Source organism: Clostridium sp. C1 (assembly GCF_018223625.1).
GTDB lineage: Bacteria > Bacillota_I > Bacilli_A > Erysipelotrichales > Coprobacillaceae > Allocoprobacillus.
In genome coordinates this window covers 2,292,902-2,317,863 of record NZ_CP073631.1, presented here as the reverse complement: position 1 = coordinate 2,317,863, position 24,962 = coordinate 2,292,902, and the positions used below count along the sequence as shown (strand labels likewise).

Annotated in this window: 25 protein-coding genes and 1 pseudogene; 4 read left to right on the top strand and 22 right to left on the bottom strand. The window is 30.7% G+C overall.

Features of this window, described 5'->3' with window-relative positions; all coding sequences use genetic code 11:
- Nucleotides 1-12: 12 nt before the first annotated feature.
- From KEC48_RS12430 to KEC48_RS16260, 3 genes are all read right to left on the bottom strand, one after another.
- Entirely contained in the window at nt 13-687 is a 675-nt protein-coding gene (locus tag KEC48_RS12430) for a DUF6198 family protein (RefSeq protein WP_087243611.1), read from the bottom strand.
- Nucleotides 688-756: 69 nt separating this feature from the next.
- The gene (locus KEC48_RS12425) at nt 757-1,497 is read right to left on the bottom strand and encodes a MurR/RpiR family transcriptional regulator (protein ID WP_211962619.1); all 741 of its coding nucleotides are present in this window, start codon (nt 1,495-1,497) and stop codon (nt 757-759) included.
- A gap of 719 nt (nt 1,498-2,216) precedes the next feature.
- Nucleotides 2,217-2,549, bottom strand: a complete 333-nt coding sequence (locus KEC48_RS16260; protein WP_249191397.1) for a hypothetical protein — start codon at nt 2,547-2,549, stop codon at nt 2,217-2,219.
- On the opposite strand from KEC48_RS16260, the gene KEC48_RS12420 reads away from it, so the two are divergent.
- Both KEC48_RS12420 and KEC48_RS12415 read left to right on the top strand, forming a co-directional pair.
- Nucleotides 2,436-3,668, top strand: a complete 1,233-nt coding sequence (locus KEC48_RS12420) for an ISL3 family transposase (RefSeq protein WP_249191439.1) — start codon at nt 2,436-2,438, stop codon at nt 3,666-3,668. The genes KEC48_RS16260 and KEC48_RS12420 overlap by 114 nt on opposite strands.
- Nucleotides 3,665-3,901 (top strand): hypothetical protein, encoded by a 237-nt coding sequence (locus tag KEC48_RS12415; RefSeq protein WP_087358087.1) that lies wholly within the window; start codon nt 3,665-3,667, stop codon nt 3,899-3,901. Before KEC48_RS12420 ends, KEC48_RS12415 begins: the two co-directional genes overlap by 4 nt.
- A 126-nt stretch (nt 3,902-4,027) precedes the next feature.
- On the opposite strand, the gene KEC48_RS12410 is transcribed toward KEC48_RS12415, so the two are convergent.
- On the bottom strand, nt 4,028-4,897 hold the full coding sequence (locus KEC48_RS12410) for an SDR family oxidoreductase (protein ID WP_087243609.1): 870 nt from the start codon (nt 4,895-4,897) through the stop codon (nt 4,028-4,030).
- 119 nt (nt 4,898-5,016) lie between these two features.
- Here KEC48_RS12410 and KEC48_RS12405 point away from each other — a divergent pair, with 119 nt between their 5' ends.
- Entirely contained in the window at nt 5,017-5,538 is a 522-nt protein-coding gene (locus KEC48_RS12405) for a TetR/AcrR family transcriptional regulator (protein ID WP_087243608.1), read from the top strand.
- A gap of 60 nt (nt 5,539-5,598) precedes the next feature.
- On the opposite strand, the gene KEC48_RS12400 is transcribed toward KEC48_RS12405, so the two are convergent.
- Together KEC48_RS12400 and KEC48_RS12395 are read right to left on the bottom strand one after the other, a co-directional pair.
- Nucleotides 5,599-6,885: a PTS transporter subunit EIIC gene (locus KEC48_RS12400; protein ID WP_211962615.1), complete on the bottom strand. Its 1,287-nt coding sequence runs from the start codon at nt 6,883-6,885 to the stop codon at nt 5,599-5,601.
- Nucleotides 6,886-6,900: 15 nt separating this feature from the next.
- The gene (locus KEC48_RS12395; RefSeq protein ID WP_211962613.1) at nt 6,901-7,512 is read right to left on the bottom strand and encodes a hypothetical protein; all 612 of its coding nucleotides are present in this window, start codon (nt 7,510-7,512) and stop codon (nt 6,901-6,903) included.
- 53 nt (nt 7,513-7,565) lie between these two features.
- On the opposite strand from KEC48_RS12395, the gene KEC48_RS12390 reads away from it, so the two are divergent.
- Nucleotides 7,566-8,234: a MurR/RpiR family transcriptional regulator gene (locus tag KEC48_RS12390; RefSeq protein ID WP_087358747.1), complete on the top strand. Its 669-nt coding sequence runs from the start codon at nt 7,566-7,568 to the stop codon at nt 8,232-8,234.
- A gap of 237 nt (nt 8,235-8,471) precedes the next feature.
- On the opposite strand, the pseudogene KEC48_RS12385 reads toward KEC48_RS12390, so the two are convergent.
- The 16 genes and pseudogenes from KEC48_RS12385 to KEC48_RS12310 form a co-directional block, all read right to left on the bottom strand.
- Nucleotides 8,472-9,836 (bottom strand): annotated as a pseudogene (locus KEC48_RS12385) (IS1182 family transposase); the annotation flags it as partial.
- A gap of 283 nt (nt 9,837-10,119) precedes the next feature.
- Nucleotides 10,120-10,530 carry a peptide deformylase gene (locus KEC48_RS12380; protein ID WP_205089408.1) on the bottom strand — a complete coding sequence of 137 codons (411 nt, stop codon included), beginning with the start codon at nt 10,528-10,530 and terminating at the stop codon, nt 10,120-10,122.
- Nucleotides 10,531-10,587: 57 nt separating this feature from the next.
- Nucleotides 10,588-11,913 carry an MATE family efflux transporter gene (locus KEC48_RS12375; RefSeq protein ID WP_211962612.1) on the bottom strand — a complete coding sequence of 442 codons (1,326 nt, stop codon included), beginning with the start codon at nt 11,911-11,913 and terminating at the stop codon, nt 10,588-10,590.
- Nucleotides 11,914-12,087: 174 nt separating this feature from the next.
- The gene (locus KEC48_RS12370) at nt 12,088-12,852 is read right to left on the bottom strand and encodes a C39 family peptidase (protein WP_211962610.1); all 765 of its coding nucleotides are present in this window, start codon (nt 12,850-12,852) and stop codon (nt 12,088-12,090) included.
- Between the two features lie 446 nt (nt 12,853-13,298).
- On the bottom strand, nt 13,299-14,504 hold the full coding sequence (locus KEC48_RS12365; protein WP_211962602.1) for an MFS transporter: 1,206 nt from the start codon (nt 14,502-14,504) through the stop codon (nt 13,299-13,301).
- A 314-nt stretch (nt 14,505-14,818) separates the two neighbouring features.
- Nucleotides 14,819-15,364: a rubredoxin-like domain-containing protein gene (locus KEC48_RS12360; RefSeq protein ID WP_087245789.1), complete on the bottom strand. Its 546-nt coding sequence runs from the start codon at nt 15,362-15,364 to the stop codon at nt 14,819-14,821.
- Nucleotides 15,365-15,454: 90 nt separating this feature from the next.
- Nucleotides 15,455-16,330, bottom strand: a complete 876-nt coding sequence (locus KEC48_RS12355; RefSeq protein WP_211962600.1) for a Cof-type HAD-IIB family hydrolase — start codon at nt 16,328-16,330, stop codon at nt 15,455-15,457.
- Nucleotides 16,331-16,454: 124 nt separating this feature from the next.
- Nucleotides 16,455-17,087, bottom strand: coding sequence for a hypothetical protein (locus tag KEC48_RS12350; protein WP_211962598.1), 633 nt, complete (start codon nt 17,085-17,087; stop codon nt 16,455-16,457).
- Between the two features lie 154 nt (nt 17,088-17,241).
- Nucleotides 17,242-18,135, bottom strand: a complete 894-nt coding sequence (locus tag KEC48_RS12345) for an ROK family protein (RefSeq protein ID WP_211962596.1) — start codon at nt 18,133-18,135, stop codon at nt 17,242-17,244.
- A 135-nt stretch (nt 18,136-18,270) separates the two neighbouring features.
- On the bottom strand, nt 18,271-19,050 hold the full coding sequence (locus KEC48_RS12340) for a PHP domain-containing protein (RefSeq protein ID WP_087245799.1): 780 nt from the start codon (nt 19,048-19,050) through the stop codon (nt 18,271-18,273).
- 15 nt (nt 19,051-19,065) lie between these two features.
- Nucleotides 19,066-19,890 carry a histidinol-phosphatase HisJ family protein gene (locus KEC48_RS12335; protein WP_211962594.1) on the bottom strand — a complete coding sequence of 275 codons (825 nt, stop codon included), beginning with the start codon at nt 19,888-19,890 and terminating at the stop codon, nt 19,066-19,068.
- Nucleotides 19,891-19,970: 80 nt separating this feature from the next.
- Complete coding sequence (locus KEC48_RS12330; protein WP_087245803.1) at nt 19,971-20,990, bottom strand: ABC transporter ATP-binding protein; 1,020 nt, start codon at nt 20,988-20,990, stop codon at nt 19,971-19,973.
- A complete protein-coding gene (locus tag KEC48_RS12325) occupies nt 20,990-21,790 on the bottom strand; it encodes an ABC transporter permease subunit (RefSeq protein WP_087245805.1) in 801 nt (266 codons plus the stop codon). Before KEC48_RS12325 ends, KEC48_RS12330 begins: the two co-directional genes overlap by 1 nt.
- Nucleotides 21,787-22,635: an ABC transporter permease subunit gene (locus tag KEC48_RS12320; protein WP_087245807.1), complete on the bottom strand. Its 849-nt coding sequence runs from the start codon at nt 22,633-22,635 to the stop codon at nt 21,787-21,789. Before KEC48_RS12320 ends, KEC48_RS12325 begins: the two co-directional genes overlap by 4 nt.
- Nucleotides 22,613-23,452 carry an alkaline phosphatase family protein gene (locus KEC48_RS12315; RefSeq protein ID WP_211962592.1) on the bottom strand — a complete coding sequence of 280 codons (840 nt, stop codon included), beginning with the start codon at nt 23,450-23,452 and terminating at the stop codon, nt 22,613-22,615. Before KEC48_RS12315 ends, KEC48_RS12320 begins: the two co-directional genes overlap by 23 nt.
- Entirely contained in the window at nt 23,442-24,542 is a 1,101-nt protein-coding gene (locus tag KEC48_RS12310) for an extracellular solute-binding protein (protein ID WP_087298240.1), read from the bottom strand. Before KEC48_RS12310 ends, KEC48_RS12315 begins: the two co-directional genes overlap by 11 nt.
- Nucleotides 24,543-24,962: the final 420 nt, after the last annotated feature.

The window sequence follows — 24,962 nt, the reverse complement described above, 5'->3', positions numbered from 1 at the left end:
ACTTTTCCTCCTTTATGCATTGTTTAAATAATATGATAATTTTTTAAATCTTGGTATATAAATAAAATGACTTAAAACTTTTGTACGAAAAAATTGTATCAATGCTCCATTGCATATTGCCATAATGATTGTTCCTAACCCTATACCTACAAAATCATTAAATAATATCAAAGACATGAATAGTGAAATCATTAAAAATGTACAATCAAAACATGTTTTGAATAACTTCAATGATATTTTATATTTCTTAGATAATACTTTACAAAAGAAATCATAAATTTGTGGATAAAAATATGTTTCATAAAACATAGCTACTGCTAAAGCAGATATCATCATACCCAAAAAGAAACAAATCATACGTATTACCAAAGAAGATATAGTTACCTGAAATATTGGTAATATGAATTTTAAAATATCAGCCGTAGTTGCATATAAAAAACCTGTTATAAACGAACTTAAATAAGCTAAACGAAACTTTCGTAGTACGATACAAAAAATAACAAATAGAAATCCCGCAACTAAATATTCTGCTTGTCCATATGTTAAATGATTATATTTTTGACTAATAATATATGCTGGACAAACAATCATTGACATGCCACAATCAGCTATTGACATTAAGTTAACACCAAACCCCAATAACAAAATAGCGAAAACATAGAGTAATTCACTTGAAATTTTATACATATAACATCCTCCTGTAATCATCATATAAAAAAAATAAGCACAATCAAAAAAAGTTTCCAAAAAGGAAACTCACATTTGTAAACCAAGAAGAATAATATCAATAATATATCTCATCATATATACATGATAAGAAAAATGCAAACAGTGTATAAAAATTTGATTTTCACAGAAATTGATATCATTCTGACATGTAATCAACCATTTATTAACTTTTGTTTTTCTTAGTCTTTGAATAATTCTTTTATCATAGTGAAAAGTATCTCCATTTATGCTTATAACAATAAATAAATCTTGATTTGTAAAAGAATATTCTTTTTTTAAATCCACGTCACAAATAATTGTATTGATATGATATATATTCAATTCCCTTTGAATATTATAAATAAGTGATCGTGCATCCCCTTGAGCATATAAGTAAATTTTACGGGAAGTTTTTATATTTTTAATAAGTTCTTCTATTTGAGTATAATCTAAATATTTTTGAGTGTACTGTATATTTTTAAGAAAATTATCAGAAAAAATGCTTATGTTTTCCTTTAAAGATAATTTTTTATCAATGAAAAGCTGCCTTCTTTCTAAGGAATCTAAATATGAATAACATTCATATATAAATTCCTCATAATTTTGATAATCTAGATTTCGAATACACTTTGAAACTTGTCCTTTTGATATATAACATGCTTTTGCTATATCTTCAATAGTCATTCTAGGAATCTTTGCAATATTTTCCTTAATAAAAACACAAAAAACATATAATGAATTTTTACTTGTATGTCCATTAATAATATCATTAACCTTATCTATAATCATCATTATCACCATTCACTTATATAACGAAAAATAAAGATAGTCTAAGAAGTCACGGGGTTTCCCAAAACGAATAAGTTTTACGGGAAATCTCTTTTTTTGTTTTCTCTTATGCTGGTTTAAAATCACGGGAAATTCTATAATGGTATTATCAGGATATATCTTCTGAAATCTATAGAAAGAAAAAAAGATGAAACCCTCCCGACCAAAGTTGAGTCTCATCTTGTCCTAACGACAATATGATAATATTAAAAACCAGCAGAAAAATCAATACCATTAATCAAAAAAATTATTCCAATGTTATCTTTTCACTGGATTTGTCTCTTCTGTCATGTCCAAAATGCTCTCATAGAGGCTTGTCTGTTCATGGCTACTATAAAAGAAACTTCAAGGACAGCTCCATCAACATCCAGAGAGTCATATGCCCTCATTGCGGCAAAACTCATGCGCTGCTTCTTTTTCCCATGATTCCTTTCCTATCTGCCGTCTCCTTCGATGATATTGTTTCCATTCTTTCTGATTCAACAGATCATCTTATTATCGAACTGTCTCACATATACTATTTCATCGTTAAGCTTGGCAACTGCCCAATAGATGAACTGCTCATCTATAAGAAATTTTCCAGAAAACTGTATTTCTCTTTTCAAACCACATGACCTTTATGTCTTTCTGCTTCCATTTCCTCTATCATGAAGATGTAGAAAAAGAAAGGACGGGATGTTTTATGAAATTACAGATTCTATTGGCTTTGGATGGTGATGACGATGTGTGATAATACCACGACCATGTCCAGCTGCATCATTTCCCAGAATGATTTCCTTGTTTTCTTCAATATCGAGGACAAGGATATCGAAACATTCGATATCCATCATCAAAAGGATGGTATCTATATTGATGTGACACTGAAGAAGAAGCCCCACCAGTGTCCTGTCTGCCTCAACATGACAGACAGAGTCAAGGACTATAGTGTCAAGCATATCAACCATTCCATACTGACAAACAAGAAATGCATCATCAATTACAGAGCTCGCAGATATAGATGTCCAAAATGCCATAAGACATTTATGGAGTCCAATCCCTTTACCGTTGCTGGCTCAAGAATCTCTCTGGCGACTGTATATAATATCCTGGAGGATTTGAGAAAGCCAAACATGACATTCAGGGATGTGGCCGAACGATACCACATATCCCAGACAACAGCTGCACATGTATTTGACTCATTTGTCTCCATATCAAGAAGACCTCTGCCTGAGTATCTGCTGATAGATGAGGTCTATGCATTCAAGTCTGCTCACAGTAAGTACGTATGCGTTCTTGTCGACTTCGAAACACAAAATATAGTCGATGTCCTTCCGTCAAGAAGAAAGCAGACACTCATGGATTATTTCTTCTCCATTCCTCTTGAGGAAAGGAAGAATGTCAAAATTGTTTCCTTTGACATGTGGGAAACATACAGAATCGTATCGAAAATCATGTTTCCAAATGCAATATGTGCAACCGACCATTTTCATGTGAAGCAGGAATTTGGAAGAAAAATTGACAGAGTGAGAATCGATGTCATGAATAAGTATTATTCCAGAAAAAAATATCTTGAGAAGAAAAAAGAAAAAACCAAGACTGAAAAGCTTGAGTTAAAGGAAGCATCCAAGCATTATTATGCATTAAAGAAATTCAACTGGATGCTCTTCTCCAATGACAATAGAATATTCGACCCTAACGAAAAGAAGATATACAATCATACCCTTGAGGGGTATTACAACTATTATGATATCCTTGAGTTCATGGTCAGACATGACCCTGTACTGGATCTAGCCTATGATCTTAAATATGAGCTGGATGAATTTTACAGCAGATCCAATGAAAAAAACGCATTGAAGAACATAGAAGAGCTGATCATATCCTTCAGGAATTCCCAGATCAAGGAAATGATGGATTTTGGGAATACACTGGTCAAATGGAAATATGAGATTGTGAATTCATTTGTGCCGGCAAATGGAAGACGCATATCAAACGGCCTGATTGAAAACAGAAACAAATCCATCAAGCTGCTGAAACACAGTTCAAACGGATACCTCAACTGGCATCGTTTCAAGACAAGAATCATGTACAGTCTCAATAAAGACTCAACATATCACCTGTATCCAATCAAAAACAAGGGGGATTTTACAGAATGATGACAAGAAAAAAGATTTATACACTGATTGTGGACAATCATGATGTAAGCATTATCAGCAGACAACGTCTGCTGGAAGACATACTATACAGACTCAATATGATATACGAATATGCAGATGAACTGGATGACTTGACTCAGGAAATCAATCTGAAGTTAGATAAACTGATAGAAAAAGCAGAAAAAAAGAACCATGACCCATCATCAGATCATGATTCTCCTATACAGTTTTAAAATTGTGGGAAGAACAGCCTTCCCACAATTTCTTATAATCCAAAACCCCACAACCCCGTGTTATTTTAGATTACCAAAATAAAATGCTATAACTGTCATTACAATTATAACATTTATAAATGAAGATTACATATTTTTCATATATTCTAATATTCCTTTTAAAGAAATCACTTGTCCTACTGGCTTAATTCCTGCAATTTCTTCACTGGTTTGACTAAAATCAACAATTAAATGTTCACCAGAAATATATGAAGCCATTACACTATTTAAAAAGACGATAGGCATAGCCATTTCTTCACTGGTAGCCAGACGTTTTGCATAACCACAATGAGATAATAAAGCTTCTTCACCACCAGCCATTTGTGTAAATTCATCTTTCATACCTGTATCTGTTGACCCTGGTAATACAGCATTTACTCTTATACCTTGAGATGCAAATGTAGATTGTAAATAGACTGTTAAATAATTCATAGCTAATTTACTAAATGGGTATGCCATTGTTCCAGGCATTCGACTCATACCTGTTTTTTCTATAGCCGCAACTTTTCCATCCCATCCAGATGCCTGAATAACTGGTAAATAAATATCTTTATTATCTTCTCTTTCCCATCCATTACCACCTGTAGATGTCATAAATGCAATAGCGTCACCTTTTTGCATTCTATGAATTAAATATTCTTCACAAATATATTGATTAGATAATAAATCAATTTTACAAGTTGTTATAAAATCATTTTTTGCTCCTGAAACTCCTGCTATACCAAAGAAAGCATGAATATGGTCAGGAATCTCTTGAAATGCCTGATCTATAGACTCTTTTTGACTTAAATCAACATGTATATATTTTTCAATTCCATCTACCTCTACTTTCTGCCAATCTAATGCATAAACTTTTGCTCCTAAGTCCACTAACATTTCTGTTGTTGCTTTTCCCATCCCAGAAGCTGCACCTGTCACAACTGCGATTTGTCCTTGATATCCAAAATAATCTTTCATTTTTCTATCCTCCTAAATGCACTATAAATCTTTCTTTATATTTTATCAATAAGTATAAGTCAAAAAGGACATTCTTCGCATTTTTGTTGTTATTTGATATAATGAAATGGGTGATTGTCATGAACAAAGCAAATTATTCTAAACAACAGATTACTGAGGCACTTATTGATTTATTACAAAAAACATCTATTGAAGATATCACAATTACATCTTTAGTCACAAAAGCTCATGTTTCAAGAAATGCTTTTTATAATAATTACCAATCTGTTGAAGATGTTTTAAAAGAAGCCTATCGACAAGCTCATCAAAAAGCATTTCAAAATAAATATATTGATATTTCCTATTTTACAAGTGATGAGGCTATCTTAGATTTTATACAATTCTTTGATAAAAATACTGCCCTTTTACTGGCATTACAAAAGTGGAACTTACTTCCCTATATCGCAAAATATAATACGCATTGTATCTTAAACAGTTTAGAACAATCCAATAATCCTTTCATTCATCAATATAAAGAATACTTTATGATTTATCATACAATCCCTTATTTTCAAATCTGTTATTATTGGATATTATCAGATAAAAAAGAAACACCTCAAGAATTATTTCAAATGATTAAACAATTACAAAAACAGTCATAAACTATTATGATAGAAAAAGAGATTTCAATCATGACATCATGAATGAAATCTCTTTTCTTATTATTTTTCTTCAATACCTTCTTTTTGAGCTATTGATTTTTCATAAACCTTAAAGAATGGATAATACACAACCATACTTATAACAATCAATACACACATAAAGATAACATTTCTTAAATCTAATGCTGATAAGAATCCTTGTGCAAAGAATGGTGTAAATGATGGGTCAACGATATACCCCATACTTACTAAACCTATACTTTGTGCCAAATAACCAAGTCCAATAGAAATACATGGCATGAAAACAAAAGGTATTGCTAAAATAGGATTTAAGACAATTGGTGCTCCAAAAATAACGGGTTCATTAATACCACAAATTCCTGGAATAACGCTTAAACGTCCAATCGTTTTTAAATGTTTCACTTGAGAAAAGCACATCAATAAGACAAGACCTAATGTGTTACCTCCACCACCAAGAACTGCATATCTATACATCTGTAAGTTCATGATATGTTCTGCACTTTGTCCAGCATTAATCAATTCTGCATTTAATCCTGAATTTGTAATGCCTAAAGTGAAAACAATTGGGAAAATAATAGAAGAACCATTAATTCCAAATAACCATAAAATATTTGAAAAGGCAAAGATTCCCATATATGCCCATACGTTATCAACACCAGAAATAGCAGGTGTTAAAATACTCATAATAAATTGTGGTAGTGATTGTCCACTTACTCCCATTAAAATTAAATTTAAACCATAAATAATGATAATATTAGCTGCTAATGGCAATAATGAATTGACAAAGTTTGTAACGGCCGTTGGTACACTATCTGGAAAAGTAAAGATAACTTTTGTTCCTACCAAGCGACATATTTCAACTGAAATGAGTCCTACAATTAAAGCCACAAATAATCCATCTGCTCCTAAGTATGTCATTGATAACTGTCCATCAGTTACAGGTGCTGAAATCATCAAGAATACACACATAGAAATAATACCATTGATTGCTGGTTTCATTTGATAGCTTTCAGCTAAACAATAAGCAACGCCAAATGCTGTGACTAAACCAATTAATCCCATTGTCATTGTATATGGAATAGTAATGGTATTATAATTTGTTACTGCCCATTGTTTCCAGGCAATCATCGCTTTTAGGAAAATATTACCTGTATTCATATCCACGATATCTAAATTAATTGGTGGATTGGCGATAATTAAAAATATTGATCCTACAACAATCAATGCAAGTGACATCATCATTCCATTAGAAATAGATTGTAAATGTCTTTGATTTCCTAACTTATTTCCAAGCGGTGATAATAACTGTTCTAATCGACTAATCATTTTTTACTCTCCCTTTTAAAATTGCCATCCATTAAACTGAAATGCTGTATCCACAACATTTTCTGGATCATATTCTTCTAAGATTTTGGCATATCTTTCTTTATAATCATTATCAATTTCTTTTTGTGGATAAACACGGCTCGCTTCATTTAAGAAATGGAATGAATCTCTTCCCATTGCCTGTCCACGTTGTGTATGTTTATCTAATGCATAATCAGGAATTTCTGGTAATTTCCCCATTGCAAAAGATTTGATACAAATATTTTTCAATAAATCACTTGAACGATCTTTTTCAGATTGGCACATATATCTAATGGCATGAATAAAATAGATAGGTCTATCTCCATCAGCATAATCAAATTCTCTACTCATCTGATATAAATTATTCACAACAACAGATGCCATTGGATTTCCCATACCAATATCTTCTACTGAAATTGTTAATAATCTTCGCCATAATTTTTCTTCTAACTGTGGTGAAGAAATATACAATTCATAAGCGAACATACATGCCTGTTCTTCTAAACCTCTACGAATAGATTTTTGTAATGCAGAGATCACTTCATCTCCTGCATAACCATTTCTTGTTGTAATTTTTGACCATGGATCATACATTTTTTTAGCCATGAATTCTTGCTCCTTTCTTTTAAATATGACATAATTGTTTTGGAGGTGTTGATATGAATCTAGAGCATTTATCCGAAAAATTTGAATTAAATGATTTAGAAAAACAGATTGTTCGTTATATTCAAGAACATTTAACCGACTTAAAGTCAATTGGTATACGTCAAATGGCAAAAGATAATTATACAAGTACATCAACCATTTATAAATTGTGTAATAAATTTGGTTTTGATGGTTATAGTGATATGATTTATCATCTGACATCTACCAAGGATAATCATACTATCGACTTTCACGAACAATATCGTTCTTTCTATGAACAATTCCAATCATTACTTCAAGATCATTCCAAACGTATTATTGTTTTTGGACTAGGATTCTCTGCTCCTATTGCAGAATACATGCAACAACGTTTAACCCTTTTAGGTTATCAAGCTATGTGTGTTGTACATATGGAAATGTTTAGTCCACATTTTTTTGATAACACTGTTTTTATTGTTGTTTCTTATTCTGGAAAAACACCACGCTTAAACGAAATTATTAAAACGGCTCATCATAATCATGTTCCTATCATCAGCTTTATAGGTAATGCTCACTCCCCTATTATTCAACTATCTTCATTACCTATTACAATTGGTCAATATGATTCATTCTCCCATGATTTGAATCGTCCCAACACCTTCTTTGGTGAAGCTATTATTGCTTTTGAAACATTATTATTTTAAAGCCATCCCTATTATACAAATATCGACAATGAAATTATATTGATTTATCCATTATAAAAACATGTTATAAAATTTATAACATGTCAGACTGTTGACAAAGTGGTAGAATTTTTTATTAAATCTACCACTTCTTTTATTTTTTTATGAAAATTGATAAATTTGTATTGTTTTCCTTATATTTCCTTCTTTTTTATTGGGTGAAGGAATATTTATGAGTCCTTTCCTTTTCTTCATTCTCGCTAATTTGCCTAAATTATGGCAGCCAAAAATAATCAACGATTCCTGTTGATTTTTCTTTAGTCCTTTTAATCTTGTGAATCTTAGTCCATGCTTTTCTTTGCAATCTGCATAGACTCTTTCTATCGTCTCTTTTCTTAGTGGATAGATATCTTTCCATTCTGGTGTATATCTGTTCTCATCTGCTATTTCTCTATATTCCTCCCATACATGTCTTGTGATGACCTTCTGATGATTTTTGCTCTGTGTACATTTCTCTAAAAATGGACATCCTTCACAGTCCTTTGGATTTGATTTGTATTCCCTGTATCCTGATCTGTTTGTTGTAGTATATTTCAAATCCTTGTTATTGGGGCATATATAAATATCCAACTTTTCATCATAGACATATTCATATTTCTTGAAGTATCCTTTTTTTGTCATGGGTCTTTTATATGGCATATATGCTCTGATTCCATCTTCTATGATTTCTCGACATATTGCTGGTGTCATGAATCCTGCATCTAAACTGATGTTATGTATTAAATCTCCATAGGTGTTCAACAGCTTTCTATATGCATCATGAAAAACAACACTATCGTGCTGATTGCCTGGTGCCACTGTATTATGCAGTACAAATCCGTGTCTATCACAGAATGTTAGATTTGTATATGCAAAGCATTTCTGTTTTTCTCCCTTATGAAAGCATCCGCTTTCCGGATCTGTCTTGCTTACCTTTATTGATTTTGTTCCTTTTCCTTCAATGAGTTCACCTGTTTCTTCGTCATATGCAAGTTCTATATCCTTTGTTTCCTTTATTGGCTTTTTCTCATGGGCTTTTCTATCCTTGTTGATTTCCTCCAGAAGTTCATCGTCATAGTATTTCTTTACTATTTCTACAGCCTTATTTTCATGTTTTCTATTATTGGCATTGGCCTTTCGATGTGTTCCATCTCCAAATACCGTATCAAGATCCACAAAATCATATGCGATGGCTTCTTCAATAATTTTTTTGAAAATCTCATCGAAAACTTCAGAATCTCCATATCTTCTGATGTAGTTCTGTGACCATGTTGAGTAGTTTGGAACCTCATCATCAATGGACAACCCTAAAAACCATCTGTAGGCAAGGTTCACCTTTGTTTCTTCACATGTTCTTCTCATGGAATGAATACCAAATGCAAAGTTGATAAAAAGCATTTTAAAAAGTACCACCGGGTCAATACTTGGTCTGCCAAAAGAACTATATAAAGGTCTAACGAGAGGATATATGAAATTCCAGTCAATAGCTTCTTCAAGCTCTCTTACCTTGTGATCCAATGGTACTAATTCATCTATAGTACTCAAAATCAAGCTGTCATTTTTTCGATTGTTTAAACATGTCATTGCCATAATATTTTACCTCCAAATATGCATTTACATTATACCATATTTTCATGATATAGTGGTAAAATAAAAAGTCGTGGAGCCTCAAAATTTGCATATTTGGAACGAAGTCATCCACGACAATAGATATAATACCATATATTTTTCTATTTGAAAACTAAAAGCTGTTGACTTTTTACTTTGTCAACAGCCTGACATGTTATAAAATTTATAACATGTTTTTATCTAAACTTCTTAATCTTTTATAAGGTTTTAAATTACAAAATTAAATAAAAATCATTCATCAAATTAATACACCATGACAATGATCGATTTCATGTTGAATGATTTGCCCAGTCTGTTGATCAAATGTTTTTATTTTGCGATGAAAATGTTGATCAAAATATTCTACTTTAATTTTTTCATAACGCTTTGTTTCTTTTAAACCCTCATGACACAAACATCCTTCTTGGCAGTTATATGTTTTTAAACTTGTTTTTATAATCTTTGGATTGATGAGAACCAAATCGTCTTTTTTATCCTTAACCACTATAATATTTTTTAATTCACCAATCATATTTGCAGCTATACCTACACAGGTTTCATATGCATTCATTGTATCTAATAAATCTTGAACAATATTCATATCTTCTGGTGTTGCATCTTTTGATTTTTGTTTTAAAAAGAATTGATCTTTCATAATATTTCTAATCATCATATCCCTCTTTTCTTCTTTTATTGTATATAAAAAATCTTCTCATCACAAGAAGATTTAAATAACTTTGAATTTTGTCCATCTTTGCATACGAAAACGAATATAGAAAATAATACCTCTTATTGTCCAATCTAAACACATTGCTAGTGCTATTCCAATAACACCCATATTCAATCCTAAAGCAAAAATCAATGAAAAAATCAAACGACCAAATACTGTTGAAGCAATGGATACAATCATAGTATATTTCACATCACCAGCTGCTCTTAATCCATTAGACAATGGTCCTGAAAATGGGAAAGCAACTGTATTAAAAATATTATGAATTAACACAAGAATAACAACAAGTTGTTTGGTTTGTGTGGAAACATTATAAAACTGCATAAAGACAGGTGTCAGTATAAAGATAAGAACATTCCATATTATCGATAAAATAAGTGTTAATTTCATGAGTTTTCTAAAATAATATTGAGCTTCATCAATTTTATGAGCACCCATACATTGTCCAATAACGGTAATAAAAACAGGACTCATTGCAGAACCAATTAATGCCGCTAATGACCAAATACTTTGGGCAATACCATTAGCTGCAATCTGATAAGTTCCAAATAATGCAACAACACTACTTAATGCCACTTTAACCAATTGAAAAATACCATTTTCTATTCCATTAGGTACAGCAATATTTAAAATTCTTTTTAACATTGGAAAATCACAGCATAAGATATCTTTTTGTTCATAATGAGCTATTTGTTTCTTTGAAAAACATAAAACTGTAATCGCAATAGCTGAAAAAGCTCTGGCTATCAAAGAAGGATAGGCAACGCCTGCAACACCTGCATGGAACACAAAAACACCAATCAGATTACCAACAACATTAATAATATTGGAAATCAATGAAATATACATTGTTGTACTTGTTTTGCCAATACTGCGATACAAAGCAGCACCTGCATTATAAATAGCTAATGCTGGATAAGAATAAGCCGATATTCTTAAATAAGTGACACAAGCTTCCATGACAGAATTTTCTACTTTTCCAAATAAAAGTGATAATAATGTACGATTAAAAATCAAAACAATAATGGCAATAATAATTGAAAAAACTGTTGAAAACATCAATAATTGGCTTGATGAACGAACTGTTCTTTTGTGATCATGACTACCAATATATTGACTCATAACAACAGCACCCCCTGATGCCAGTGCTGTAAATAGATAAATAAAAATTGTATTAAACATATTCACTAATGATACACCTGAAACTGCTTGTTCACCGACAAAACTGACAACAAATGTATCAGCAATCCCAACCAACATCACTAATAGTTGTTCAAAAAATAAAGGAACAATCATATTTTTTAATTCTTGATTTGAAAACATCTCTCCCACTCCTCATCACTATTATATTGATATCCATATATCATGTCTAATACTTATAATCTATTATCTATTATGCTTTTAAAGTATGATTGTCATTCCTTAATAATTCACTCCTTTTTTACTTTATATAAAAAGTAGCCTCTATATAAGACTACTTCGTGTATCAAAAAATTTTTATTTTGGTTCTACTGCAATAAACAAATGATCTCTTTCATCAATTTGATAATTCTTTTCAAAGAAATCATACATTGTCCAATTATAATAAAAGCGTTCAGCTGGAATAATTCCATAACCATCTTGATTATAATCAGTCGTATCATAAGAATCAGCAACAATAATCACATCATCCTGTGTTATTTCTGTATTCATATCATCATAACCAATAATTGTCTGCCAATGTCCACCCCAATCGTTCCATGCAACCATGACAGGCACACCTTTTTCTAAATATTGACGAATCATATCCAGATTGATTTTTTCACTTGCTTCTTCTTGTGTATAATCATATGTAGAATGAATGTCCATACCACCAACACCTTCAAAGATTTTAATCATTGATTCTAAGCTCGTTGCTTCTGGTGATAAACCATTTGTTCTCAATTGTGCCAAAGATTCCTCTGTATGATTACCTAATTTATCATAATAATTTAATACCATTAAAGCACTATCTACTCCACAACTCCATTCAGAAGATTGTTGTAATGTTTGAAAGTGACTTAAAATTGTCAATGATTCTGTAGATTCCATATTATAAAAATCTGGATGAGCATAATACATAGAATCTTCGTGATCACCTTGTCTTTCGACACTGTCTGCTCCATCTTCTTTTGATAAATCAATAGGATTATCAATTTTCATTTCATCACTCATATTCACACTATTTGAACGACATCCTACCAGCATTCCTACAGATAATAACATTAAAAATAATTTTTTCATTAAAATACTCCTTCCTTTTGAGAGCACTTGTAACTACTGATTATTTTGACTATTCAATTTTTATCAGATTCATTGAGCTTTATATAGCATATTGCTTTTAATACTCTTATTGATTCTACAAGTGTACGCTCATAAAACTGGGCTTCTAACCCACAATAAGACTTATTCAGTCATAAAATCGGCGATGACCTGCTGACCGTCAGCGTATTTCAAAGGGTCGATTTTATCTTCAATACACCATATATAGTCCTACCTCAATAAATCCCTCCAATCATAAAAAGATGTTCACTATTATACCATAATCACATCATTTCACAATAACTATTAGCATTTTTTACAAAAAACATCAAATAAATAATTTCTTTCTTTTTTACTTCAATATAAAAAGCAGTTTCAATCAGCACGTTCACTGAATTCAACTGCTTAACTTCTTGATATATGATTGTTTATTCCATAACATTCGCCTTTTTCTTTTCAATAGACCCAAACACAATCAAACCACCGACAACTGATACGACAACACCAATCATCAATAAATGATAAACACCAACAGCATCCAATAAAATTCCTCCTGCAAAGTTGGCTATAATACCACTTGCTGTAATCCCAACAGTAACCATAGATTGTCCTTTGACAAGATCTTGTTTAGAAATCACTTCATTTACATAATATACACTGGCAGGTATAAAGATAGCATAAGCACCAATTTGTAAAACCTGTGCAACATAAATCATGAAGATGTTTGTTGCTAAAAAAGTTAATAAATGTTTCAATGCAAACATCACAACTGATAGTTTTAATAATGTTGCACAATTGATTTTTTTACGCATAATATTAAACATAGCCATAGCCGGTAACTCTACAATGGCTGCAATAAATACAGCTATACCCATTTGACTTTCAGTTCCACCAATTGGTGTGATAACTTGAATAAAGAAATTGTTAATAATTGTATGTGTAAAGAAAACCAAAACAACCCCCACAACAAAAATCATAAATTTTTTATAAAGAGCACAAAATTGAAAGAATGATAGTTGTTTCTGTTCTGTTTCTTCTTTATTTTGTTGTTCATGTCGAACAAGATGTTGCTGATTTTTAGGAACAACATATGTATAGACAACAATAATTAATAAGATATTTCCTATAATATAAAATAATGGAATGACGCCTGTTCCAAGATCTTCAACAAGATAACCTAATACAGCTGAAGCTAAAGCATATGCAGCACTTCCAAGTCCTCTTGCTAAACCATAATTAATTTGTATACCATATTTTTCAAAAAGAAAAGCCATAGAATTAAATAATGGTTGTACAGTCATCATAAATGTGACAATTCCTACAAAAACACATAATAACATCATTGTAGGTAATTCAAAGAAATACAGACATAATGATAAAATCACTGTTCCAATTAAAATAATATTAACCAATGACTGTAGCTTAATGACTTTTTTATCTACGGCTGAAGCTGCCATTGGTTGAGTAAATACAGCAATAATACTGACTAATGCTAAAGTTGTTCCTATTAATGAATTAGAAACACCCTGCCCTAATAAATAGACTGAAGCATACCCCATTAATGCACTAAAAGATGCAAAATAAAGAATCTGTGTTAAAGCATACTTAACATCTAATATTCTTGTCCCATTCACTTAACTTCCTCCCTTAATTATTTTTGACCTATAATATATTATATAAGAGAATGAATATAGAGTACAAGTTAAACAACAAATCTTGAAAAAATAATATATTAGAATAGATCTAAGGTAAGGTATTCATTTTCATATGTCATCATATATTGATTGTTTGAATAGTTAGACACTTTGCTTCATCGGATTCAATGAATATCTATATAACTCTTGACTCCTTCGTGCTTTTATGACATAAACCCAAAGATCAAATGTATCAAAAATGTATCAATTTAAATGATTAAACAAAAAAAGCCCTAGAACGGGCTTTTTTTATATTATTCACCAAAATATCTTTTTAATAATCCAGCAAATGCTTTACCATGTCTAGCTTCATCTCTAGCCATTTCATGAACTGTATCATGAATTGCATCTAAGTTAGCTTCTTTAGCACGTTTTGCTAAATCAACTTTTCCTGCAGTTGCTCCATTTTCAGCTTCTACACGCATTTGAAGATTTTTCTTTGTAGAATCAGTAACAACTTCTCCTAATAATTCAGCAAATTTAGCTGCATGTTCTGCTTCTTCCCAAGCAGCTTTTTCATAATATAATCCAACTTCAGGATATCCTTCACGATGAGCTACACGTGCCATTGCTAAATACATACCAACTTCTGAACATTCACCTTCAAAATTAGCACGTAAATCTTTGATAATATCTTCGCTTACACCTTGTGCAACACCAACAACATGTTCAGCTGCCCATGTCATTTCTCCACTTTGTTCTACGAATTTATCCGCACCAACACCACAAACAGGGCATTTTTCTGGAGCTGCATCTCCTTCATAAACATAACCACATACTGTACAAACAAATTTTGCCATTCTTTTTTCCTCCTATTCATTTTGGATTTTATATCCATATTAATGATAATCAATTTTCCATTTTTCGTCAATCTTCTTGCTCTATTTTATTTATATTTTTAAAATTCCTGCTTTATATAACTGCTCCAATCCTGCAAATACTGCTCCTTCTTCATTAGTTGTAGAAAGAACATAACGAGCAGCATCTTTAGCACTTTGAGAAGCATTTTTAGGTGCAAAAGAATAAGGAAATAACTGAAGCATTGGTACGTCATTTTGTCCATCTCCAAAAACAGCAACTTCATCATAAGCATATCCTTTTTCTTTTATCACTTTTTCTAATAATTTTCCTTTATTTGTTATTGAACTTGTAATCTCAATATTATCTTCAAAAGAAGAAGAAATATCTAAACCATCAATATTTAATTGTTGTTTTACGCCTTGAATAGAATATGCGTCTAAATGTCTGGCATCAATTTTTAATACTTTAATTCCTTTTTCTATCATTTCTTGAGCATCTTTTGCATAATGAAAATCTCTTAAATAACCACTTCTTGTTGTAAAAGTCTTTTTTGGTAATGAATCCTTATAATCCTTTGAAGCTAACAATAATTTATAATGATAATCCCAAAAATCATCTGCATCTACAAAAGAATATTTCCCTTGATTTGTATGTATAGCTAATAAATAACCATATGATGATAAAATTGTAGATATCTTTTGAAATGCTTGATTATCCATTGGATAAATTTCATTGAATGTCTGTTGTTTATTACAGTATTGTGTTCCATTATTTAAGATCAAATCACAATCTAACTGATAACGCTCTAAAAAGTCAATGACCATATTAATATCTCTACCAGTTGCTATAATAAACTCTATCCCATTTTCAATACATTTTTTTAATATCTGACAAGTTCGTTCCTCAATAGTGTCATCTTTTTTTATTAATGTTCCATCTAGATCACATACAATACATTTTATCATATTGAGTTCCTCCTCACTGTGCTATTATATCAGTTCTCCTTTTAAAGAAAAACATTTTTCTTGCATAGAAAAGAAAGTTAAAAAAAGGAAGACCTTGTCTTCCATAGTTCATTATTTTTATATTTTATTCTGATTTTTGTTCAATTTTTGAAATAAGCCAATTATCTTCATTAGGTACAAGTGTAAATCTAAGCTGTGTATCTATATCTTTTGCACCTTCCATTTCCTTTGTCATAGCACCAAAAATTTCCGTTGCCATATCTCCAAAGATTTTTTCCATCATAGCCTGTTCCCCTTGTGAAAGATAAATTTCCTGTAATTCAGATAAATGTTCTGTTTGATATTTTTCTACAATATCATTTGTTTCACTGCTCAAATCAATATTGTCATAATCTTTCATTTTGACATCAACAATAACCAGATAGTTATCTCCATCTTCCTCAACACTGTTTATTTCATATGAAGTGACATAATTTTGAAAAGCACTATCGATAAATTTATTGGCTTCATCCACAAATTTTTGTCCATATGTCGCTACATCTTGAAATTCTTCAAACGATGCCATCATTGATACCAAATCATCAACATCACCGTTATCTTCTGTACAAACAGTGGATAATTTTTCAATATCTCCCGCTTTTAAATAATCAAAAAAACTTTTTACGACAGCTTCCTGTTTTTCAGTAGATGCTCCTCCACAGGCAGAAAGACCTACTACTGTTAATAAACACATAGCTAATTTCAATATCTTTTTCATGATATCCTTCCTCCTTATAGTATAAGTATAACAAATATAAGGGCGAATACCATGATTTTGAGTTATTTTTAACATATTTTTACATATTTTTTATAATTTCATTTTCGTTTGAAGTTTTACAAAAAAAGCAATGAACTCGTCATTGCCTATTTCATTATTGGAATGTTTGTATATGTTGATATAAAGCTCCGATAAGATTAGCATCATTACGATAATAACAAGGAACAATTTCTGGTTTATAGACATCAAAACCTAAATGATTAAAAATATCATCAAAATGCTTTTTAATAAGTTCTATTAAAAGAGGTTGTGCACTAATTCCTCCACCTATTGCGACTTTTTCACAATCAAAAATAATATGCACATTAAAGATTTGAGTAGCAACTTCTTTACAAAATTGACTAATCCCTTCAATTACTTTTTCATTTCCTTGATTAGCCATATCAAAGATTTCAACCCCTGTGTATTTTTCATCTGTTTCTAATTGTTCCTGTACACGTTCTAATAATCCTGTAATTCCATTTCTCGTTGACCATGCATAATTCCAGCCAATACCATCTAAACAATTTGTCTTCACAAAAGAAAATTCACCAGCACTAAAATGTTTACCAGTATGCACTTGATGATCCTTAATCAAACAACCACCAATCCCAGTTCCTAAAATAACAACAGCCCCATCTTGGATATCTTGCAAATTACCATAGCCAATTTCTGCATTTGCTGCACACTTTGCATCATTTCCAATGGTAATATTAATAGGACATCTCTCTTTTAAAATATCAACAATATTCATTTTTGAAATATACTTTAACGCTCCACCTGTAAAAGCATATCCCTTTTGAGGATCAATAATTCCTGGCATAGATATTGCCATTCCTGCAATATTATCTTTATATTGATCATATATTTCTCCTATTGTTTCTACAAAATGATCCATTGTATCCATTGGTGTTGGGACACTAGATTTTTCTAAAATTGTTGAATCTTCCTGAATTAAAGCATATTTAATTGAACTTCCACCAACATCTAAAGCTAAATATGTTTTCATGATTAAATTCCTCCATACATTGTTCTTATATTTATTATAGGATTTTTATTGTAACAATGTAAATACTTTTATACATTTCTTATTATTGAATACAACATAGTTCCCATAACACATAATACAATGACAGAGTCATCATCATAATATTTCATGAATATCTTCTAAAAAGTTAAAATCATAATCTTTTAAAAGATCCAAGCATATATCTATACGTTGATGTTCTAATAAAGTTGTAGGATGATGGGCATCATAACCAAAACAAACTTTATTTTCTTTTGTAACATGTTTAAAGAATTCTGGATGTGGATAAGGATATGCCAAACCATCTTGATAGTAGAGTTTCCCATATCTTAAACCATTTAAGTTAATTTCTAAAACAGCATGATATTTTTTAGCCGCTTCAACAATGATTTGTGATGCCTTGTCACATGCTGGTGTCCATTGTCTTCTTCCTAACATAAAGAAGTCTGGATGTGCTATATATCTTGTTAATCCTAGTTCCAAAGCACTTTGAATTTGATTTGCATACATCAAGACATCTTCATCATTATTAAAATAATCATAATTATATCCATCAAAATAGCGGAAATGCTGTCCAATAATCATGTAATCACAACATTCTTTCATTTTAAGTAAATAATCTTTTTGATCATCATAATATTCTATTTCAAAGCCTACTAATACTTCAATTTGATCTTTATACTTATCTTTTAATTGATACATCGTATGTAAATATTCTTGAACATCTCGATTATACATACGTTCAGCAGCTATTTCTACATGAGGATAGGCCATATGCTCACTAAATCCTATTGTTTTCATTCCAGCTTCTATCGCTGCCAGAATATATTGTTCATCTTTTCCAACAGCATGATGACAGCGTGTTGTATGCGTATGTAAATTAAAATTCTGTTCCATTATTTATCTCCATTTTTATAAAAATTCTTGAATATCTTTTTCTATAAATCCTTGATCTGTTAACACCATCATAGATGTAAAACCACAATCTTGAATCAATTCTAAAGATTCTTTATAATAACAATCTAACATTTCTTTTTGATGACAGTCACTATTAAGACAGATTTTCCCACCATGATCATGAATATATTTTAATAGTATATGATGTGGATAAGGTGTTTTTCTTTGTCCTCTGGCAATAGCACCTGTATTGACTTCAAAAATTTTCTTTTGACCAACAAGAATATCAATACATTCATATGCTAATTTTAAATATTCCTGATCATCAAAATCAATAAATTCTTCATTCTCATTAAACTTTGTAAGTAAATCAATATGCCCTACTATATCTACATCACTTCTATAAGCTATTTTTTTCACTTCTTCATAATAACTTTGAGCATAGCTTAAAAAATCCCCATAATAATCTACAATCTTATGCGTCACTTCCTGACTTTGATCAACAGCTAAATATTCTTCACCAGCTTTTACAAAATGAACACTTCCAATAATATAATCATATGGATTATTTTTTTCAAAGCTTTGTCCTAAAATATCTTCTTCAATACCTAAAAAAATATGTATCTGATCTTTATATTTTTCTTTGACTTCAAGGACATCTTGAATATATTTTTTAGTGTTATCATCAGTCATAGAGTAATCATCTATTTCTCGACAATTCCCATGTCCTGAAAAACCTAAAATCGTAAAACCTTTTTGAATAGCTTCTAAAGTCATGTCCTCGATTGTATTTTTGCCATCACAATAAAGTGAATGTGTGTGTAAATTTTGTTTTATCATATTTTATCATCCCTCTCCTATTATAATTCTTTTTCATTTCCATTAATAGTCTAAAAAGACTGTCTTTAAACAGTCTTCATTTATTCTCTAATGGCTAGAATATTATGTGGCTCAATTCCAACATACACTTTTTGTCCTTCATCAAACAGTGTAAAACTTCTAAACAATGTTTCTGATTTTAAAATAACATCATGACAATTTAATGTATATCGTAAAACATTTCCTCTTGAAATATAGTGACTAACTTTTGCTTCAAAACTATAGACATTTTGATCTTGAATTGGTTCATTTTGAATAGAAATGGTTTCTGGTCTAATTGCATAATAATGATTATCAAAGTCTTGTTTTGGTAGCAATGTTTTTAATTGATGATTATCTAATATATTATAATGTCCTATAAATTCAGCCGCAAATTTAGAAACAGGGTGTGTATATAATTCTACAGGATTTCCACTTTGTTCAATGATTCCACCATTCATTAAATGAATTTTATCAGACATAATCATGGCTTCATCTTGATCATGTGTTACAAATATAGTTGTAATTTTTAACTCTTTTTGTACACGTTTGATTTTTTCCTGTAACTCACGTCTTAATTTTGCATCAATTGCACTTAATGGTTCATCTAATAATAGAACTTTTGGTTCCATAACGATTGCCCTTGCGATAGCTACACGTTGTTGTTGTCCACCAGATAATTGACTCGGATAACTTTTTTCTTTTCCTACCAAATCTACCATTTCAATAGCACGCTGTACTTTTTGAGCTATCTGATTTTTATCTACTTTTGCGATTTTTAAACCAAAGGCAATATTTTCTTCTACATTCATATTTTGAAATAATGAGTATTGTTGAAAAACCATCCCTATACCACGTTTTTGAACTGGTACATCTGTAATATCTTTACCATCTAATATAATTCTGCCTGAATTAATCTGCTCTAATCCTGCTAAAGATCGTAATAATGTAGATTTTCCACAACCACTTGGTCCAAGTAATGTAACTAATTCACCTTTTTCTACATCTAAATGAATATTTTTTAAAACTTGATTTTCACCATCGTAGCTTTTGCATATATCTCTAAATTCAATGTATGCCATTAATTTTTCCCCCTCTTTGTGACTGCTTTATTTTGAATCATTAATGTTAATGTTGAAATGATAAATGTTGTAATAAAAAGAATAACGATAATTGCACTTGATAATTGTCCTGATTTTGACATTGTTTGATATAAATAAATACCTGCTGTTCTAAATGCACTTCCGGCAATCATATTAACAACGACGAAATCTGCAAATAACATTGTAAAAGCTAACATCATTGTTGAAATAATTCCATTTTTCATTTGTGGAATAATAATTGCAAAGAAGGCATGTAGTTGAGAACAACCTAACACCTGTGCAGCTTCTACAACACATTTCACATTTAATGCGCCAATAGTATTTTTTAAACCTCTAAATGTATATGGTAATATAATGATACAGTAAGCTCCTACTAAAAGAAAAAGACGATTTGATAAAAAGCCGGGTTTACCTGAATATAGTGAAATTATACCTACTGCTAAAATAACACCTTGAATGGCATATGGGATATTACATAAAATTTCAATATACTTTTCTAATTTTGGCATATATAATGTTGTCACATAAAGAACTAATAATATAGCCAAACTACAAATACACACTGGCACAAAAGAAATAACTAAAGATCTTAATAATGAATTAATAAAAGCTCCATCTGTTAATATTTCTGAATAGAAGCTAAGAGTAAAACCAGTTGGTAAAATATCCATCCATGCTGTAAAAACAGAATATAAGAAAGTTAAAGCTAATGGTATAATTAAAAATGCTGCGATAATAAATAAAATACATCCATCCCATAATTGTGTTTTTAATTTCATTGGACACCACCTGATTTCTTTTGTAATTTATTTGTAATTAAAACTGAAATAACCATTAAAGCCATCATGACCAATGAAAGAGCACAACCAAATTCTTGATTTTGAACAACTTCACCAACAAATTGTTGAGAAATACGAATTGGTAATAGAGAAATATTATTACTCAACAATGCATATGCTGTTCCATAAGCCGCTAATGAGTTGGCAAATAAAACTGAAAATGTTCCTAATATACTTGGTAATAATGATGGTATTGCAACTTTAAACCAATAGTGAAAACTGTTTCCACCTAATAGTCCTACAGCTTCTTTCCATTCTTTTCTTAATCCTGAAAAAATAGGAAGCATCAATAAAGTTCCTAATGGAATTTGGAAATAAATGTAAGTTAATAACAAACCATTAATTGTATATAAATCATAATTAGCCAAAAATTCTATTCCATAATTTTTTCCAATTAATGTTAATATACCAACATTTCCTAATAAAATCATAAAAGCAAAAGCTAATGGAACTCCAGCAAAATTACTTGTAATATTTAATACTGAAGTGAAAGCATTTCTTATTTTAGGACTGGCATTATGTGCTGCTTTTGCACCAATAAATGCAATAAATATACCAACAACAGCTGAAAAAATAGATATCCATAAACTGTTATAAATAGACTGTTGATATAGACGTGTACTAAAAATTTTAACAAAATGGTCTAGAGTAAAACCTCCACCACCTGTCTTTGAAAAACTTTCTATCACAATATTAATTAATGGTAATATTTCAAATAATAAGACAATGATAAAAAAGGGTAATAAAGCGAACAGATAAAATTTATAGTTCTTTTTTGCTTTCATGAATACGTTTCACCTCCAAAGGTTTCATTTTTTCAGTTGCTTGAATATCCAATAAATAACAAAGCAACGGCGCAAACTCTAATGTTGTGAGAACTTGTGAATGATACCCATTCACAATGCGTTGATCAATAATATATAATGCTGTGGTGCGTTGCTGATGACTATTACCACCATGATAACCATTTTCACTCATTCCATGATCTGCACCTACCACAACACTATACCCATCTTTAATCCATTGTGGAATATATGTTGAAAGGAGTTTATCATTTTGAATAACTGCTTGCGCGTATTCTTGTGAACCTGCACCATATTTATGGCCTGCATCGTCGATACCCATTGGATGTATAAACACAAAATCATATTGATCATGTGACATTAAACTTGATGATAATGCATATAAATGATTATCTGGATAAGTGTCTTCATAATAGAAAAAACCTTGGTCTATATAAGACTTTGGATCATGATGATAGACATCTTGAAAGTTATTAAATGGTGCTGATAAATAGAGCTCACTAATCCAATAATATGCTAATGCTAGACTTTTTTTATGATTCTGTTTAAGTAATTCAAATATATGGATTTGATTAGATAATCGACATATATTATTATTTGTAATTCCATGTTCATATACTGGTAATCCAGTAAAAATTGTTTCGTACATAGGGCGTGAAGCGCTAGGTAATTCACCTAGCACTTCATATTTAGCCGCCTTTTTATGTTCACATAAATGTTCTAAATAACCTAAATGCTCTCTAGCATATTCACTCTGTAATCCATCTAATAAAACAAATACAACTTTATTATTGTGCATAAGCAACAACTTCCTCCTGCCAAGATGTTGATAAATCTGACACAGCTTGATCCCAAGCTTCCTGATCTTCAATAAAGCGTGCATTTTTATATTGTTCATCTGGTAAAAGCATTGCCTTTACATCTTCTGGTAATTCTACATCATCACGAATTGGACGCGCATAACCTTTAGCTAAATTAATCTGTCCCTCATCAGATAAAATATATTCCCTTGCTAATGCAGCAGCATAAGGACGTTTTGTATAGGCATTAATAATTGTACAATATCCACTTTGAATTGCTCCATCTGTTGGTACTGATACTTCAAAATGAGCATTGGCATTATTTTCTAAGATTTGTGAACGATATCCTAATGAATTGTAATCCCATAAAACTGCAACTTCTATTTCACCTTTTTCTAAACGTGCAACACTTGTGTCTCCCATATCTAATCGATCTTCTTCAGCTAAAGTCTTGAAAAAGTCTAGACCTGGCTGTATATTGCTTTCACTACCACCAAAAGCGATAGCAGCACTTAATAATGCACTTTGTGCCTGAGTTGCTACTGAAACGTCTCCAATTGTTAATGTATAATCTCCATTTAAAACATCTTGCCAACTTTTTGGTGCTTGATCAACAAGATCAGTATTTGTAATAAATGTAATTGTACCATAGTATCCTATAATCCAATCACCATTATCATCTTTAGCCCAATCAGGAATTGAATCCCAATATGATGTTTTATAAGGTAAAGTTACACCTTGTTCTTCTGCAACTGGCCCAAATGATTGTCCAACATCACCGATGTCTTTTGTTGCATCACTTGCTTCATTTGCAAAAATAGCAAGTTCCTCTGCACTAGACATATCTGTATCCGTATGTTTAATTCCATATTCATCTTCAAGTTCTGTCCATGTTTCAACCCAGTTAGCCCATGTATCAGGCATTCCAACAGAATTGACTTCTCCATCTTCTTTTGCTTTTTCTGTAATTTCTTCAATTGTCATTGAATTTAAATCAACCTTTGCTTGTGTGCTTTCTTCAGCGCATCCTGTTAAAAATGTTGCTGCAACAAGAGCACTCATCCCCAATTTAAAAAATTTATTTTTCATTTTCATACTTCCTCCTTAGCGAGTAAAGTATAGCATTTATAAAATTCAGTTAAATATCTTCATTTTGTAAAGAATTGTAAAAATAAAAACACTATAACAAGTGTTTTGTAAATATTTTAAAAAGGAATTTAAATTTTATATTAACATTTATTAAGTTTTTAGATACTTTTGCTTTATATAAAAAGTTATAAAAATCACATATTTTTTTTATATAAGTATAATTTGAGTATTTCAATTTATCATTTAAACTAATATAAATAAATATTATTTAAGTTGATCATCATTTTAATGTTTGATGATTATCATCAAATATATCATAAAAAAGAACCACCAGATGAGACAAGGTAGTTCTCTTTCAGTATACAAAATAAAAAAAGGACAAAATAAATTTTGTCCATGGCGATTAATCATCTTTGATGA

Excerpts from the sequence above, each read along its gene's own strand:
- KEC48_RS12375 (WP_211962612.1), bottom strand. The coding sequence starts at position 11,913 with ATGTTTTCAAATCAAGAATTAAAAAATATGATTGTTCCTTTATTTTTT.
- KEC48_RS12330 (WP_087245803.1), bottom strand. The coding sequence starts at position 20,990 with ATGGCATACATTGAATTTAGAGATATATGCAAAAGCTACGATGGTGAA.
- KEC48_RS12425 (WP_211962619.1), bottom strand. The coding sequence starts at position 1,497 with ATGATTATAGATAAGGTTAATGATATTATTAATGGACATACAAGTAAA.
- KEC48_RS12350 (WP_211962598.1), bottom strand. The coding sequence starts at position 17,087 with ATGAAAAAGATATTGAAATTAGCTATGTGTTTATTAACAGTAGTAGGT.
- KEC48_RS12315 (WP_211962592.1), bottom strand. The coding sequence starts at position 23,452 with ATGCACAATAATAAAGTTGTATTTGTTTTATTAGATGGATTACAGAGT.
- KEC48_RS12430 (WP_087243611.1), bottom strand. The coding sequence starts at position 687 with ATGTATAAAATTTCAAGTGAATTACTCTATGTTTTCGCTATTTTGTTA.
- KEC48_RS12415 (WP_087358087.1), top strand. The coding sequence starts at position 3,665 with ATGATGACAAGAAAAAAGATTTATACACTGATTGTGGACAATCATGAT.
- KEC48_RS12395 (WP_211962613.1), bottom strand. The coding sequence starts at position 7,512 with ATGGCTAAAAAAATGTATGATCCATGGTCAAAAATTACAACAAGAAAT.
- KEC48_RS12360 (WP_087245789.1), bottom strand. The coding sequence starts at position 15,364 with ATGGCAAAATTTGTTTGTACAGTATGTGGTTATGTTTATGAAGGAGAT.
- KEC48_RS12325 (WP_087245805.1), bottom strand. The coding sequence starts at position 21,790 with ATGAAATTAAAAACACAATTATGGGATGGATGTATTTTATTTATTATC.
- KEC48_RS12340 (WP_087245799.1), bottom strand. The coding sequence starts at position 19,050 with ATGGAACAGAATTTTAATTTACATACGCATACAACACGCTGTCATCAT.
- KEC48_RS12390 (WP_087358747.1), top strand. The coding sequence starts at position 7,566 with ATGAATCTAGAGCATTTATCCGAAAAATTTGAATTAAATGATTTAGAA.
- KEC48_RS12400 (WP_211962615.1), bottom strand. The coding sequence starts at position 6,885 with ATGATTAGTCGATTAGAACAGTTATTATCACCGCTTGGAAATAAGTTA.
- KEC48_RS12335 (WP_211962594.1), bottom strand. The coding sequence starts at position 19,890 with ATGATAAAACAAAATTTACACACACATTCACTTTATTGTGATGGCAAA.
- KEC48_RS16260 (WP_249191397.1), bottom strand. The coding sequence starts at position 2,549 with ATGGCATTTTGGACATCTATATCTGCGAGCTCTGTAATTGATGATGCA.
- KEC48_RS12410 (WP_087243609.1), bottom strand. The coding sequence starts at position 4,897 with ATGAAAGATTATTTTGGATATCAAGGACAAATCGCAGTTGTGACAGGT.
- KEC48_RS12370 (WP_211962610.1), bottom strand. The coding sequence starts at position 12,852 with ATGAAAAAATTATTTTTAATGTTATTATCTGTAGGAATGCTGGTAGGA.
- KEC48_RS12310 (WP_087298240.1), bottom strand. The coding sequence starts at position 24,542 with ATGAAAAATAAATTTTTTAAATTGGGGATGAGTGCTCTTGTTGCAGCA.
- KEC48_RS12405 (WP_087243608.1), top strand. The coding sequence starts at position 5,017 with ATGAACAAAGCAAATTATTCTAAACAACAGATTACTGAGGCACTTATT.
- KEC48_RS12345 (WP_211962596.1), bottom strand. The coding sequence starts at position 18,135 with ATGAAAACATATTTAGCTTTAGATGTTGGTGGAAGTTCAATTAAATAT.
- KEC48_RS12355 (WP_211962600.1), bottom strand. The coding sequence starts at position 16,330 with ATGATAAAATGTATTGTATGTGATCTAGATGGAACATTAATAAAAAAA.
- KEC48_RS12420 (WP_249191439.1), top strand. The coding sequence starts at position 2,436 with ATGACAGACAGAGTCAAGGACTATAGTGTCAAGCATATCAACCATTCC.
- KEC48_RS12320 (WP_087245807.1), bottom strand. The coding sequence starts at position 22,635 with ATGAAAGCAAAAAAGAACTATAAATTTTATCTGTTCGCTTTATTACCC.
- KEC48_RS12380 (WP_205089408.1), bottom strand. The coding sequence starts at position 10,530 with ATGATTAGAAATATTATGAAAGATCAATTCTTTTTAAAACAAAAATCA.